Below are 12,534 nucleotides of genomic sequence, written 5' to 3' on the forward strand. Positions count from 1 at the left end.
GTGGTGCCCGAGCACGGTGGAGTTCGGGTGCAGGTCGCGGTGGGCGGACCGGGCGGGGACGGCTCGCGCACGGTGGACGTGTACTCCCTGCGCGAAGACGCCGTCGGCGAGGGCGACGCGGATGTGTGGACGCGGCACGCGACCGGGCTGCTGGCGGTCTCACCGGCCCCCGACGGAGCGGGACAGGGCTTCGACTTCGAGGCCTGGCCGCCACCGGGTGCAGTCGAGGTGGACTCCGGCGACCTGTACGGCGGTCTGCTCGAGCGCGGCTACGCGTACGGGCCGGCGTTCCAGGGCGTGCGGGCGGTGTGGCGGCGCGGCGAGGAGGTCTTCGCCGAGGTCGCCCTGCCCGAGGAACAGCGCCAGGAGGCCGGCCGCTTCGGGATCCACCCGGCACTGCTGGATTCAGCCCTGCAGGCCGGGACGTTCGGCGGTGGGGCGGACAGGCCGGAGGAGGATTCCGGGGAGCCGGTGCTGGCCTTCGCCTGGAACGGGCTGGTGCTGCATGCCGCGGGCGCCTCGGCACTGCGGGTGAGGGTCGCACCCTGTGGGCCGGACACGCTGTCGGTCGAGGCGGCCGATGAGCACGGTGGCCTGGTGCTGACGATGGACTCGCTGGTGTCCCGGCCGGTGCCCACCGAGCAGTTGGGGCCGGCGGCGGACACGGCGGCCGCCAACTCGCTGTATCGGGTGGAGTGGACCGAGCTGCCTCCGGTTCCGGGGAAGGACCTTTCGCTGTCGTGGGTGGAGGTGACCACAGCGGAACAGGTGACCGCCCTGGCGGCCGGCACGGCAGCGGGTGCCGGAGCCGTCACGACGGCGGTCCTGGAAGCCGTCGGGGGCCACGAGGAGGACGCGGTACTGGCGCTCACCTCTCGTGTGCTGGAGGTGGTGCAGGCCTGGCTGGCCGAGGCGGGACTGGAGGAGTCGCGGCTGGTGGTGGTGACCCGGGGCGCGGTACCCGCGGGTGACGACGGCGTTGGTGATGGCGACGGCGCTGGCGATGGCGGGGTGAGCGACCCGGCGGGCGCGGCGGTATGGGGCCTGGTGCGTGCCGCCCAGGCCGAGCACCCCGACCGGATCATCCTGCTGGACACCGACCCCACCACCGAGACCGGTCTCGAGCCGGTCCTGATCTCGGCGCTGGCCAGCGGAGAGCCCCAGATCGCGGTGCGCGGAACAACCCTCTCAGTGCCCCGCCTTGCCCGCGCAACCAGTCAAGGGCTGGCCGTCGCACCGCTGTTCGGGCCGGAGGGGACGGTACTGGTTTCCGGTGGCGGGTCGTTGGGCGCTCTGGTGGCCCGGCACCTGGTCGTCCGGCACGGTGTGCGTCATCTGGTGCTGGCCAGTCGCCGTGGCCCGGACGCCGAAGGTGTGGAGGAGCTGGTCGCCGACCTCACCGAACAGGGTGCTGCGGTGTCGGTGGTGGCCTGTGATGTGTCCGACCGTGCCCAGGTCGAGGTGCTGTTGGCGTCGGTGCCGGACGAGCACCGCCTGACCGGTGTGGTGCATACGGCCGGTGTGTTCGATGCCGGTGTGATCGGGACGCTGACTCCGGAGCGGTTGGCGAGGGTGTTCGCGCCGAAGGTGGACGCGGTACGCCATCTCGACGACCTGACCCGGAGCCTGGACCTGGACGCGTTCATCGTCTACTCCTCCGCGTCCTCCGTGTTCCTGGGCGCGGGCAGCGGCGGTTACGCGGCGGCGAACGCCTTCCTGGACGGGTTGATGGCCGGCCGCCGGGCGGCGGGCCTGCCCGGTCTGTCGCTGGCCTGGGGCACATGGAGGCACGAGACCAACATGACCGCTCACCTCAGCAGTGGCGACCAGGAGCGTATGAGCCGGCGCGCCGGCCGTGACGGAGTCCTGGGCCTCGAGCCCGCGGAGGGGATGGAACTGTTCGACGCCGCTGTGGGGTGCGGACACGCGGTGCTGGTGCCGGTCAAACTGGATCTGCGGAGCCTGCGTACCGGTACGGCGGCCGGTGGCGCCGTGCCGTATCTGCTGCGCGGTCTGGTACGGCCGGGCCGGCAGTTGGCTCGCGCGGCGTCCACCCAAGATGGCGGGCTGGTCCGTCGGCTGGCCGGCCTCGCCGCGGCGGAACAGGAGGCACTGCTTCTTGATCTGGTCCGTACTCGGGCCGCGGTCGTGCTCGGGCATGCGGGGCCAGGGGGTGTCCGGGCGGATACGGCGTTCAAGGACGTCGGATTCGACTCGCTCACGTCGGTGGAACTGCGCAACCGGCTGCGGGAGGCGACCGGCCTGAAGCTACCCGCCACGCTGGTCTTCGACCATCCGACCCCGCTGGTCCTCGCCCGCCACCTGCGCGACGAACTCGGTATCAGTGACGACGCGCTTTCTCGTGTGAACGCGAAGATAGAAGACGTCGAGTCGCTCATCAGCGGTCTGCGCCTCGATGAATCCATGAAATCCAGTGTCGTGCTTCGCCTTCAGGGCCTGGTGGCCAGGTGCAACGGGGTTCTCGAGCAGGCGGACGTTTCCACGGTGGCGGAGAAACTGGAATCCGCGTCGGCCGACGAAGTCCTCGGCTTCATCGATGACGAATTGGGGCTCATCTGAGACCGGTTCGAGGATTTGCGGTTCCCATCAAACCTTCGTGAGGACTGAGGAATGGCCACGGACGAAAAGCTCCTCAAGTATCTGAAGCGCGTCACGACCGAGCTGCACAACCTGCGGAAGCAGGGCTCCTCGCACGCGGGCGAGCCGATCGCGATCGTGGGAATGGCGTGCCGGTTGCCGGGCGGCGTGGCGGGGCCGGAGGACCTGTGGCGGTTGGTGCGTGAGGGCCGGGACGCGGTGTCGTCCTTTCCCGAGGACCGGGGCTGGGATCTGGAAGGTCTGTTCGACCCGGACCCGGACCATCCAGGTACCTCGTACGCCGATCAGGGTGGTTTCCTGCGGGGCGCGGGGCTCTTCGACGCGGGGTTCTTCGGGATCTCGCCGCGTGAGGCGCTGGCGATGGACCCGCAGCAGCGGCTGCTGCTCGAGACGTCGTGGGAGGCGTTGGAGGGGGCCGGTCTGGACCCGGTCTCGTTGAAAGGCGCCGATGTCGGCGTGTTCTCGGGGGTGTCGGGCCTGGGCTACGGGGCGGGAGCCGGTACGGCCGCGCCGGAGTTGGAAAGCTTCGCGGGCACAGGTGTCGCGCCGAGTGTGGCGTCGGGCCGGGTGTCGTACGTGTTCGGATTCGAGGGCCCGGCGGTCACGGTGGACACGGCCTGTTCCACGTCGCTGGTGGCCATTCACCTGGCCGCACAGGCGCTGCGGCAGGGTGAGTGCTCGATGGCGCTCGCCGGCGGCGCCACCGTGATGTCGAGCCCCGGCACCTTCGTCGCCTTCTCCCGGCAGCGGGGCATGGCCAGGGACGGGCGCTGCAAGGCGTACGCGGACGGCGCGGACGGAATGGGGCTGGCCGAGGGCGTCGGTGTGGTGGTGCTGGAGCGGCTGTCGGTGGCGCGGGAACGCGGGCACCGGGTGCTGGCGGTGCTGCGCGGCAGCGCGGTGAACCAGGACGGCGCTTCCAACGGGCTGACCGCGCCGAACGGTCCGTCGCAGCAGCGGGTGATCCGCAGGGCGCTGGCCGGCGCCGGGCTGGTCCCGGCCGATGTGGATGTGGTGGAGGGCCACGGGACCGGGACGGCCCTGGGTGATCCGATCGAGGCCCAGGCCTTGCTGGCGACGTACGGACAGGGCCGGGACCCGGAACAGCCGTTGTGGCTGGGCTCGTTGAAGTCGAACATCGGTCACACCCAGGCGGCCGCGGGGGTGTCCAGTGTCATCAAGATGGTGCAGGCACTGCGGCACGGCGTCATGCCCGCCACGCTGCACGCGCAGGAACCCACGACCGAGGTGGACTGGTCCGCGGGCGCGGTGGAGTTGCTGACCGAGGCCCGGGAGTGGCCGCGGAACGGCCGCCCGCGCCGGACCGGGATCTCCTCGTTCGGTATCAGCGGGACGAACGCGCACCTGATCCTCGAGGAGGCGCCGTCGGAGGAGGGGGAGGCCGTCTTGGGGGCGGCGGCGCCCGCGGGCGTGGTGCCCTTGGTGGTGTCGGCGCGGAGTACCGGTTCCCTGGCCGGCCAGGCCGGGCGGCTGGCGGCATTCATCGAGGGCGCCGACGGGGTGCAGCCGGCGGATGTGGCCGGGGCGCTGGTGTCGGGCCGTGCACTGCTGGGTGAACGAGCGGTGGTGGTGGCCGGCTCGGACGGGGAGGCGCTGAGGGGACTGCGGGCGCTGGCACGTGGGGAGAGCGCCGCCGGCGTGGTGGTGGGCGGTGCTGCCGGTGCCGGTGGGCCGGGCAAGGTCGTGTGGGTGTTCCCGGGGCAGGGCTCGCAACGGGTGGGGATGGGCCGGGAGCTGTATGACCGGTATCCCCTGTTCGCGGAGGCGTTGGACGAGGCGTGTGGGCAACTGGACGCCTGTCTGTCCGGCTGGGTTGATCACCCGGTACGGGATGTGGTGCTGGGCAGCGTGGCGGGCAGTGCCGCACTCCTCGACCAGACGGTGTTCACGCAGGCGGGGCTGTTCGCGGTGGAGAGCGCTCTGTTCCGGCTGGTGCAGTCCTGGGGTGTGCGACCGGACGCGGTGATCGGGCATTCGATCGGCGAGATCACCGCTGCGTACGCGGCGGGTGCGCTGTCGTTGCGGGACGCGGCACGGGTCGTCGCGGCCCGGGGCCGGCTGATGCAGGCGTTGCCCCCGGGCGGGGCGATGGTCGCGGTGGCCGCCGGCGAGGAGGAGGTCGCCGCGACATTGGGCGAGGGTGTGCAGGTCGCGGCGGTCAACGGGCCGTCCTCGGTGGTGCTCTCCGGTGACCGGGAAGCGGTCCTCGCGGCAGCCGGCCTGCTGCGGGAGCGGGGACACAAGACGAAACGGCTGACGGTCTCGCACGCCTTCCATTCCCTGCTGATGGAGCCGATGCTGGCCGACTTCGCCGCAGAGCTGGCCGAGGTCGTGTGGCAGCCCCCGGTGATTCCGGTGGTCTCGAACGTGACCGGACGGCTGGCAGAGCCTGGCGAACTCGCTGACCCGCGGTACTGGACCGACCATGTGCGGCGGCCGGTGCGGTTCGCCGAGGGGATCGCGGCCGCGGTGGAGTACGGCGGCACGCTGTTCGTGGAACTGGGACCTGGCGCCGCTCTGACCGGCGTGGTCGAGGAGACGGCCACCGACGCGGGCACCGCGGTGACCTGCGTCGCGGCCCTGCGCGACGGCCGCCCGGAAGAACAGACCCTGCTGACCTCGGTGGCCGAGCTGTTCGTACGAGGTGTGGCCGTGGACTGGGCCGGCGTCCTGCCCGCTGGGACGGCGCCCGCGAGGGTGGAGCTGCCGACGTACGCCTTCGATCACCGGCATTACTGGCTGCAGCCGGCTGCGTCGGCGACGGATGCGGCGTCGTTGGGTCAGGCGACGGCCGATCACCCGTTGCTGGGTGCGGTGGTGCAGTTGCCGCAGTCCGGCGGGCTGGTGTTCACCTCGCGGCTGTCGTTGCGCTCGCATCCGTGGCTGGGGGATCACCGGGTCGGTGGTGTGGTGCTGGTGCCTGGCACGGGCCTGGTGGAGTTGGCGGTGCGGGCCGGTGACGTGGCCGGTTGCGGGGTGCTGGAGGAGTTGGTGATCGAGGCGCCGTTGGTGGTGCCCGAGCACGGCGGGGTCCGGGTGCAGGTCGCGGTGGGCGGACCGGGCGGGGACGGTTCGCGCACGGTGGACGTGTACTCGCTGCGCGAGGACGCGGCTGACACGCGAGGCATGGATGTGTGGACGCGGCATGCCACCGGTGTGCTGTCGGCCACGGTGCGGCCGGAGAGTGGTGGCCGCACCGGGTTCGACTTCGTCGCCTGGCCGCCGCCGGGAGCGCAGCAGGTCGAGGCCGGGGACTTTTACGCGGACCTGGCCGAGCGGGGTTATGGGTATGGTCCGGCTTTCCAGGGTGTGCGGGCGGTGTGGCGGCGCGGCGAGGAGGTTTTCGCCGAGGTCGCCCTGCCCGAGGAGCAGCGTAAGGAGGCCGGTGGGTTCGGTATCCACCCGGCGCTGCTGGACGCCGCCCTCCACGCCGGGATGTTCGGCGCCGGAGCCGACACGACGACCGAGGACACCGGGGAAGCGGTACTGCCGTTCGCGTGGAACGGGCTCGTACTGCACGCAGCGGGCGCCCCGGCACTGCGCGTACGGCTGCTGCCCGGCGGACCCGGCGCCGTGTCGCTGCAGGCGGCGGACGAGACCGGCGGCCTCGTGGTGACACTGGATTCCCTGGTGTCCCGGCCGGTGTCCAACGAACAGCTGGAGACGGCGGCGGACAACCGCCCCGACTCGTTGTTCCGGGTGGAGTGGACCGAGCTGCCGTCGGGGCAGGGGGTGGAGCCTTCGCCGTCGTGGTTGCCGGTGTCCACGGCTGACGAGGTGACAGCTCTGGCCGGGGGGAGCGAAGGTGCTCCGGCGGTAGCGGTTCTGGAGGCTGTCGGTGGTGAGGGTGTGGGTGCCGTACTGGCTTTGTGTTCGCGGGTGTTGGGTGTGGTGCAGGCGTGGCTGTCCGGGTCTGGGCTGGAGGAGTCGCGGCTGGTGGTGGTGACTCGGGGTGCGGTGCCGGCCGGGGTCGGCGGTGCGGTGAGCGACCCGGCGGGGGCGGCGGTGTGGGGTCTGGTCCGGGCTGCTCAGGCGGAGAATCCCGACCGGATCGTCCTGCTGGACACCGACACCGACACCGGCACCGACACCGGCACCGGCACCGACACTGATACCGGCACCGGCACCGGCCCGGCTTTCGGTGGGGGAGCGGAGTCCGTTCTGGGGTCGGTGCTGGCCTGCGGGGAGCCCCAGGTGGCGGTGCGCGGAGGGACCCTCTCCGTACCCCGGCTGGTACGCGCCGCCGATCAAGTGCCAAGCAGCACCGCTGTGTTCGGACCCGAAGGAACCGTCCTGGTCACAGGCGCCACCGGATCGTTGGGCGCTCTGGTGGCCCGGCATCTGGTCATCCGGCACGGTGTGCGGCACCTGGTGCTGGCCAGTCGCCGTGGCCCGGACGCCGAAGGTGTGGAGGAGCTGGTCGCCGACCTCACCGAGCAGGGCGCTGTGGTGTCGGTGGTGGCCTGTGATGTGTCCGACCGCGCCCAGGTCGAGGCCTTGCTGGCGTCGGTCCCGGACGAACACCGCCTGACCGGTGTGGTGCACGTGGCCGGTGTGCTGGATGACGGGGTGATCGGGACGTTGACTCCGGAGCGGTTGGCGAGGGTGTTCGCGCCGAAGGTGGACGCGGTACGCCACCTCGACGATCTGACCCGCGATCTGGACCTGGACGCGTTCATCGTGTTCTCGTCCGCCTCTGGGGTGTTCGGCTCTGCGGGCCAGGGCAACTACGCGGCGGCGAACGCCTTCCTGGACGGGTTGATGGCCGGCCGTCGGGCGGCGGGCCTGCCCGGTCTGTCGCTGGCCTGGGGCCTCTGGGAGCAGACCACCGGCATGGCCGCTCGCCTGAGCGGGGTTGACCAGGCGCGCGCGAGCCGTGGAGGTGTACTGGCGATCACGCCGGCGGAGGGCATGGAGCTGTTCGACGCCGCTGTGGGATCAGGACAGACCCTGCTGGTGCCGATCAAGCTGGACCTGCGGGGTCCGCGTGCGGCTACGGCGGCCGGTGACGCAGTGCCGCACCTGCTGCGCGGCCTGGTACGGCCGGGTCGGCAACTGGCCCGTGCGGCATCCGCCCAGGACGGCGGGCTGGCCCGTCGGCTGACCGGACTCGCCGCGGCGGAACAGGAGGCGCTGCTCCTTGACTTGGTACGCGCTCAGGCTGCCGTCGTGCTCGGGCACACCGAGCCGGGAGGTGTCCGGACCGAGATGGCGTTCAAGGACGTCGGGTTCGACTCGCTGACCTCGGTGGAACTACGCAACCGGCTGCGCGAGGAAACCGGGTTGAAGCTCTCGGCCACGCTGGTCTTCGACTACCCGACCCCGCTGGCGCTCGCCCGCCACCTGCGCGACGAGTTCGGCGACGTGGCAGTCGGCACGCCCGCCGCGGCTGCGTCCGTTGCCGGGGACCCCGCCGAACCGATCGCGATCGTCGGGATGGCGTGCCGGCTGCCGGGCGGTGTGGTGGATCCCGAGGATCTGTGGCGGATGGTGCACGAGGGCCGTGAGGGTATGTCGTCCTTCCCTGACGACCGCGGCTGGGACCTCGAGGACCTGTTCGACCCCGACCCGGACCGCACGGGAACCTCCTACACCGACCAGGGAGGTTTCCTGCCGGGCGCGGGGCTCTTCGACGCGGGGTTCTTCGGGATCTCGCCGCGTGAGGCGCTGGCGATGGACCCGCAGCAGCGGCTGCTGCTGGAGACCTCCTGGGAGGCACTGGAGGGCGTAGGAGTCGACCCGGTCTCGTTGAAGGGCACCGACGTCGGCGTGTTCTCCGGGGTGTCCAGTCAGGGCTACGGGACCGGTGTGGTCGCACCGGAGCTGGAGGGCTTCGCCAGCACGGGTACGGCGTCGAGTGTGGCGTCGGGCCGGGTGTCGTACGTTTTTGGTTTCGAGGGTCCGGCGGTCACGGTGGACACCGCGTGTTCCTCGTCGTTGGTGGCGATGCATCTGGCCGCGCAGGCGCTGCGGCAGGGTGAGTGCTCGATGGCGCTGGCCGGCGGCGCGACCGTGATGGCGACGCCCGTCACCTTTGTGGAGTTCTCCCGGCAGCGGGGCCTGGCCGGCGATGGGCGCTGCAAGGCGTACGCGGACGGCGCGGACGGCACGGGCTGGGCCGAGGGTGTGGGCGTGGTGGTGCTGGAACGGCTGTCGGTGGCGCGGGAGCGTGGGCACCGGGTGCTGGCGGTGCTGCGTGGCAGTGCGGTGAACCAGGACGGCGCTTCCAACGGGCTGACCGCGCCGAACGGTCCGTCGCAGCAGCGGGTGATCCGCAGGGCGCTGGCCGGCGCCGGGCTGGTCCCGGCCGATGTGGATGTGGTGGAGGGCCATGGCACGGGCACGGTGCTGGGTGATCCGATCGAGGCGCAGGCGTTGCTGGCGACGTACGGACAGGGCCGGGACCCGGAACAGCCCTTGTGGCTGGGCTCGTTGAAGTCGAACATCGGTCACACACAAGCTGCCGCAGGCGTGGCCAGTGTCATCAAGATGGTGCAGGCACTGCGGCACGGCGTCATGCCTCCCACGCTGCATGTGCAGGAGCCCACGTCCCAGGTGGACTGGTCCGCGGGCGCGGTGGAGTTGCTGACCGAGGCCCGGGAGTGGCCGCGGAACGGCCGTCCGCGCCGGGCCGGTGTGTCCTCGTTCGGTGTCAGCGGGACGAACGCGCACCTGATCCTGGAGGAGGCACCGCCGGAAGAGGCTGTCGCGGAGACGGTGGGGCCTGTGGGTGTGGTGCCGCTGGTGGTGTCGGCACGGAGCGCAAGTTCACTGGCGGGTCAGGCCGAGCGGCTGGAGGCATTCATCGAGGGCACCAGCGGGCGCCCGCTGGGTGATGTGGCTGGGGCGCTGGTGTCGAGCCGGGCACTGCTGGACCACCGCGCCGTGGTGGTGGCCGACTCGGCTCAGGACGCGCTGGCCGGGCTGGGAGCGCTGGCGCGGGGCGAGAGCGCGCCCCATGTGGTGACGGGCAGCGTGGCCGTTTCTGGAGTACCGGGCAAGGCCGTGTGGGTGTTCCCGGGGCAGGGTTCGCAGTGGGCGGGCATGGGCCGGGAGTTGCTGGACACCTCACCGGTCTTCGCCGAGCGGATAGCGGAGTGCGCGGCCGCGTTGGAGCGGTGGGTGGACTGGTCGCTGGTGGATGTGCTGCGCGGCGAGGTGGACCCCTTACTCCTTGAGCGGGTGGACGTACTGCAGCCGGCGAGCTTTGCGGTCATGGTGGGTCTGGCCGCCGTATGGGCCTCGGTCGGGGTCAAGCCTGACGCTGTGCTGGGCCACTCCCAGGGTGAGATCGCCGCCGCTTGCGTCGCGGGCGCGTTGTCGCCGGAGGACGCGGCGCGTGTGGTGGCCCTGCGCAGCCAGGCCATCGCACGTCAGCTGTCCGGGCGTGGCGGTATGGCTTCCGTCGCGCTGAGCGAAGAAGACGCGACCGAGCGGCTGGAGCGCTGGGCGGGCCGGGTGGAGGTGGCCGCGGTCAACGGGCCGTCCTCGGTGGTGATCGCCGGCGACGGCCGGCCACTGGACGAGGCGCTGGAGGCGCTGTCCGGCGAAGGCGTCCGGGTGCGGCGGATCGCCGTGGACTATGCCTCGCATACGCGGCATGTGGAGGACATCCGCGACACCCTCGCCGAAGCGCTGGCTGGGATCACCGCACAGGCGCCGGTGGTGCCGTTCTACTCGACCGTGACCGGCGCCTGGGTGGAGGACGCCGACATCCTGGACGGCACGTACTGGTACCGCAACCTGCGCCAGCAGGTTGGCTTCGGCCCCGCGGTGGCCGATCTCCTCGACCAGGGCCACGGCGTCTTCGTGGAGATCAGTGCCCACCCGGTGCTGCTCCAGCCGATCACCGAAACCGTCCATCAGGCCGACGCCGACGCCGACACCGACACGGGCACCGATGTGGTGGTGACCGGATCTCTGCGGCGTGAGGACGGTGGCCTGCGGCGCCTGCTGGCCTCGATGGCCGAAGTGTTCGTACGAGGTGTGACCGTGGACTGGGCCAAGATCCTGCCCGCCGGGTCCGGGTCCGGGTCCGGGTCCGGGTCCGGGTCTGGGTCCGCGTCCGCACGCGTGGATCTGCCGACGTACGCCTTCGACCACCGGCACTACTGGCTTCAGCCGGCCGCGTCGGCCACCGACGCGGCGTCGCTGGGGCTGGCCGGGGCCGATCACCCGCTGCTCGGCGCGGTGGTGCAGTTGCCGCATTCCGACGGCCTGGTGTTCACCTCGCGGCTGTCGCTGCGCTCACACCCCTGGCTGGCCGATCACGCGGTCGGCGGTGTGGTGCTCGTTCCCGGTACCGGACTGGTGGAGCTGGCGGTGCGGGCCGGTGACGAGGCCGGCTGCGGGGTGCTGGAGGAACTCGTGATCGAGGCGCCGTTGGTGGTGCCCGAGCACGGCGGGGTCCGGGTACAGGTCGCGGTGGGCGCGCCGGGCGGGAACGGTTCGCGCACGGTGGACGTGTATTCCCTGCGCGAGGATGCCGCCGGGGCGCAAGGCGCCGATGTGTGGACTCGGCATGCCACCGGCATGCTGTCGGCCACGGTTCGGTCGCATCGCCGCGGCACCACATTCGATTTCGCCGCTTGGCCGCCGCCTGGCGCGGAACCGGTGGACATCTCCGGTGGCTACGCTCTGCTCGCGGAGGGCGGCTACGGGTACGGCCCGGCGTTCCGCGGTGTGCGGGCGGTGTGGCGCCGTGGTGAGGAGGTTTTCGCCGAGGTCGCCCTGCCGGAGGAACAGCGCAGGGAGGCCGGCCGCTTCGGTATCCATCCCGCGCTGCTGGACGCCGCCCTGCACTCGACCATGCTGAACGCCGTGGCGGCAGTCATGGCGGCCGAGGGCGGCGAAGGCGAACCGGACGGGCTGGAGCTGCGGCTGCCGTTCGCGTGGAACGGGCTGGAACTGCACGCGGCCGGCGCCTCGGTGTTGCGCGTGCGGGTCGGCCGGCCCGAGCCCGACGCACTGTCGCTGGAGGCGGTGGACGAGGCCGGTGGCCTGGTCGTGACCATGGACTCGCTGGTGGGCCGGGCGGTCTCCACCGAGCAGTTGGAGACGGCGGCGGACACGGCGGCCGCCAACTCGTTGTACCGGGTGGAGTGGACCGAGCTGCCCCTGGCTCAGGGGGAGCCTGTGCCCTCGTGGCTGTCGGTGGCAACAGCGGAAGCGGTGGCGACTCTGGCCGACGATGTGCTGTCGGGTGCGGACGCCCCGGCGGCGGCAGTCCTGGAGGCCGTCGGCGGCGACGAGGAGGACGCGGTGCTGGCGCTCACCTCCCGGGTGCTGGAGGTGGTGCAGTGCTGGCTGGCCGGGTCCGGGCTGGAGGAGACGCGGCTGGTGGTCGTGACCCGAGGGGCGGTACCGGCCGGGAGCGACGGTGCGGTGAGCGACCCGGCGGGAGCCGCGGTATGGGGCCTGGTCCGGGCCGCGCAGGCGGAGAACCCGGACCGGATCATCCTGCTGGACACCGACCCCGCTGCCGAGAGCGGTCCGGAGTCGGTACTGGGCTCGGTGCTGGCCGGAGGGGAACCGCAGATCGCGGTGCGCGGAACGACCCTCTTCACACCCAGGCTCGTCCGTGCCACCGGTCAGGCGCCGGACGTCCCCACGGCGTTCGGGTCGGACGGAACGGTACTGGTCTCAGGCGCTGGTTCGTTGGGCGCTCTGGCGGCACGGCACCTGGTCACCCGGCACGGTGTCCGGCATCTGATGCTGGCGAGTCGGCGGGGTGCGGATGCCGAGGGCATGGGGGAGCTGGTCGCCGACCTCACCGCGCAGGGCGCTTCGGTGTCGGTGGTGGCCTGTGATCTGTCCGACCGTGCTCAGGTGGAGGGCCTGCTGGCGTCGGTGCCGGACGAGCACCGTCTGACCGGTGTCGTGCACACGGCCGGT

2 protein-coding genes are annotated in these 12,534 nt (G+C 71.9%); both read left to right on the forward strand.

The genetic code is table 11. The features are described from left to right. Window positions 1-2,580, forward strand: a 2,580-nt coding sequence (locus ACZ5CW_RS40885) for a type I polyketide synthase (RefSeq protein WP_468610862.1), incomplete at its 5' end; no start/stop codon positions are given. A gap of 51 nt (window positions 2,581-2,631) precedes the next feature. Then, window positions 2,632-12,534: SDR family NAD(P)-dependent oxidoreductase (locus ACZ5CW_RS40890; protein ID WP_468610864.1), on the forward strand; the 9,903-nt coding region annotated here is incomplete at its 3' end.

The organism is Streptomyces sp. NPDC031379 (genome assembly GCF_055569615.1).